2 protein-coding genes and 1 pseudogene are annotated in these 3453 nt (G+C 45.6%); all 3 read left to right on the top strand.

Features of this window, described 5'->3' with window-relative positions; all coding sequences use genetic code 11:
• A pseudogene (locus tag ACJ751_RS26345) lies at positions 1-691 on the top strand (TonB-dependent receptor); the annotation flags it as partial.
• Positions 692-709: 18 nt separating this feature from the next.
• Positions 710-2623, top strand: coding sequence for a RagB/SusD family nutrient uptake outer membrane protein (locus ACJ751_RS26340; protein WP_407748520.1), 1914 nt, complete (start codon positions 710-712; stop codon positions 2621-2623).
• A 19-nt stretch (positions 2624-2642) separates the two neighbouring features.
• The coding region (locus tag ACJ751_RS26335; protein ID WP_407748519.1) for a glycoside hydrolase family 28 protein at positions 2643-3453 on the top strand (811 nt) is incomplete at its 3' end.

Raw genomic sequence — 3453 nt, 5'->3', positions numbered from 1 at the left:
GCAGCCCGGTTCACCCAAATATAAAGACCTTGGCGGTCCCGATGGAAAACCTGATGGTAAAGTGGATGCGGATAATGACAGGACCATCATTGGCTATGCGCAACCCAAATTCTTTGGTGGTTTTAGCCAGAGCTTTAGTTACAAAGGATTCGAGTTGAATGTGTTTGCCAATTTTGTGTATGGTAATAAAGTGTTCAATGCAAATAAACTGGAATATGCCAGTTCGTATGGCTCCCAGGTGAATATGCTCACCATTGATAATAACCGCTGGAAAATGATCGATGAGAATGGTAACTCCATTCAAAGAGTGGTAGGTATTTCAGGGACCAATTATATACTCGGTGTTGATCCGGAGACCCTGAGCAATGCGAATGCACATGCCGCTATCTGGTTCCCTTCCACCAGCGTGAACGGGTTCTATTCACAAAGTTATGCGGTGGAAGATGGGTCGTACATCCGCATCAACAACGTTACGCTGGCATACAATGTGCCAAGGTCGCTGATCGCTAAAATTAAAATGATAAACCTGCGGATATATGCTACGGTGAACAACCTGGCTACCATAACCGGTTATACGGGGTACGATCCCGATGCCAACACCCGCCGGGGAGATGTTACTACTTTCGGAGTAGATTATGCTGCTTATCCCAGGTCAAGGACATTTGTTGCCGGTTTGAATATTAGTTTTTAACCCATCAACTTTATTACAATGAAATCAGGATTATATAAAACAACGATTATAGTCTCCATGCTGTCAATTGCCAGCACCACCTTTTTATCATGTAAAAAATTTCTGTCGCCGGAAGCTACTTCTTCTTTCGATACAGAATTTATATTCGACAATATTCCTAACGCACGTAAAGGATTGTTGGGTGCTTACAATTCCCTGGCCGGCGATTATGGGTATGGTATCCGTATCAGTGGCTACTGGTCTTACGATTCAGATGAAATGCAGAAGGGGACCAATTCACCCACTACCGACGAAGGACAACTGCTGGCAAAATACATGGGTATACCCAGTAACCTGAACATCACCAACCCCTTCAATCAAATGTATCAGGGAATAGAACGCGCTAACCTGTGTATATACAATATTCCCAAAATGAACCTGTATCTTAATGGCAGTCCCCAGCAACAGGCACAGCTGCAACGGATGTATGGCGAAGCCCTGGTATTGCGTGCTCAGTATTATTATGAGCTTTGCCGCAATTTTGGGGATGTGCCTGTACAATGGCAGCCATCGCAATTTGAAAAAGATCTGTTGAAACCCCGTACCAGCCGGGACACTATTTACGATCACCTGCTGGATGATCTGAAATATGCTGAAACATTAATGCCCTGGAGAACAGAGGTGGGTGCGGTTGGCGATCAAATTGATCAGCGGTTTACAAAAGGCACAGCCAAAGCATTACGAGCCAAAATTGCGCTCACCCGCGGTGGTTACGAATTACCTGTAACCGGAGGTCCCCTGGTTCGTGCCGAGAACTATAAGGATTATTACAAGATCGCTCATGACGAGTGTGCAGAGATCATTGCCAACCCGTCACAGCATGGTTTGTTACCCTCTTATAAGGCGCTTTGGAAGAATTACCTGCTGGCGCATAATACCAACGATCCCGCTGGTGAATTTATAATGGTGGCATCGATGGCAGCCGGTAGTGGTTCCGACAGTAAACTCGGTATTCAAACCGGAACAAAAATGAATGGGACGGGTGGATTATCCGTTGCGGTATTGCCTACCTATTTTTATATGTTCGATTCAACTGATCTCAGAAGAGATATCACCTGTGTGCCTTCTGAAGTTATTTTCGATACCATTAAAATAGGGCATGCCATCAGCGCTATTCATGATGGTAAGTTCAGAAGAGAATGGGTTACTAATCCCGGTTTTGTTTTCAGTAGTGGAAAAGCTACGGAGTCTGCACTGCCTGCCACAAATAACAGTTTACAGAATATGCAGCTGGCCTGGCCGCTGATCCGTTTTGCCGATGTATTGCTATGGTATGCTGAAACAGAGAATGAACTGAACGGAGCGCCTACAGCTGCTGCTATTGATGCGGTGCAGCAAATAAACCTGCGTGGCCATGGAGGCAGCTATAAAGAAAATGCGCCTGTTATTCCAACCACAAAAGATGGGTTCTTCAAATTCCTTGTTAAAGAAAGAATGCTGGAATTTGGTGATGAGGGTGTTCGCAAGTATGATCTTATGCGTTGGGGCCTGATGGCTACTGCAATTGCTGAAACCAGGGCAAGAATGAATGCCTGGGCAACCGCTACTGCAACCAATCATCCCTCATTTACGTCATATTCGTATATGGAAGATGGACCAGCTTACGCCAGGGACGCTACCCAATTGCCAACGTATTTATATTATGTGAACAAACCATCCCGGTCAAATGCAGATGATTTCAATCCATTTCTGAATTCATTTTACCACCCGGGGCCAACAACGAGTGCACCATCAGGACAAACAAGAGTAAACTGGTGGTTGGGCGGAAGCAGTCAGTTGACCTTTACCAATTCATTCGCAATGGGCTTTACGGCAGGGAAAACCGAACTGATGCCGATACCGCAAACCCAGCGCGATGTAAATCCAAACCTTTCACAAAACTTCGGTTATTAAAACCGGTCTTATATTGATTATGATGAAAAAAAATAAGCTCGCAGCTGGTATGATGGCAATGATCTGTTTGCCAGGCGCCTTCCTGCATGCACAAACCAGCAAAGAGAAAGGACCCTTTTCCTGGAACAATCTGCCCACCGTTGAGCAGCCCGTTTTTAAACCAGACACTTTTAATATTGTACAGTTTGGTTCGGTTGCAGATGGACTTACACTGAATACAAATTCCATCAACAAGGCCATTGCCACCTGCAGTGGAAAAGGTGGTGGCGTGGTGTTGATCCCCGGTGGTATCTGGTTAACAGGTCCGGTTGAAATGAAAAGCAATGTAAACCTGCATCTAGACCGGGACGCCATCCTGTTGTTTACAAAAGATTTCGATCAGTACCCACTGGTAGAAGGAACGTATGAAGGAAGCCGTTCGGCCCGTAATCAATCACCTATTCAGGGTACCAACCTGGAGAATATAGCTATCACAGGCCGTGGCGTTATTGACGGAAATGGCGATGTATGGCGCATGGTAGGCCATGATCGGCTTACTGAATCGCAATGGAAAGCAAAAGTAGCCTCTGGCGGATTGGTAAGCAGCGATAACAGGATCTGGTTCCCGTCGGCAAAAACAAAACTGGCGTTTGAACAAAAACGGGGAACAGCTTTGTTGCCCGGACAAACCCTCAAAGATTTTGAAGACATCAAGGATTTTTTACGCCCCAACCTGGTGGTGCTTAATAATTGCAAAAAAGTGTTGCTCGAGGGCGTGACTTTTCAAAATTCACCAGCCTGGTGTTTGCATCCTGTTTTGTGCCAGGACCTCACCGTGCGTAATCTTTTTG

The organism is Niastella sp. (genome assembly GCF_045805085.1).
Taxonomy (GTDB): domain Bacteria; phylum Bacteroidota; class Bacteroidia; order Chitinophagales; family Chitinophagaceae; genus Niastella.
Note: the sequence above shows the minus strand (reverse complement) of the source record. Positions and strands in the feature narration are given on the sequence as shown.